The following is a 269-nucleotide window of genomic DNA, read 5'->3' as shown; positions in this document are numbered from 1 at the left end:
GGTACGATTTTGAATTATGGAAGGATTACGGAAATACCGCAATGACACTCAATAACGGCGGGGCATTTAGCGCGCAATGGAACAATATCGGAAATGCTTTGTTTCGAAAAGGGAAGAAGTTTGATTCCACTAAAACTCATCATCAACTTGGCAACATCTCCATCAATTACAACGCAGCCTTTAACCCAGGCGGGAATTCCTACTTATGTGTCTATGGCTGGACACAATCTCCATTAGCTGAATACTACATTGTTGAGTCATGGGGCACC

The 269-nt window shown here is 43.1% G+C and carries 1 protein-coding gene; it reads left to right on the top strand.

The window, feature by feature from the left end; genetic code table 11:
• Positions 1 to 269, top strand: a 269-nt coding sequence (locus tag SB658_RS24285) for a glycoside hydrolase family 11 protein (protein WP_410602917.1), incomplete at both ends; no start/stop codon positions are given.

Source organism: Bacillus sp. SIMBA_008 (assembly GCF_046535495.1).
Taxonomy (GTDB): Bacteria; Bacillota; Bacilli; order Bacillales; family Bacillaceae; genus Bacillus; species Bacillus subtilis.
The sequence above is the reverse complement of the archived record's forward strand: the minus strand, read 5'-3'. Positions and strand labels throughout refer to the sequence as shown.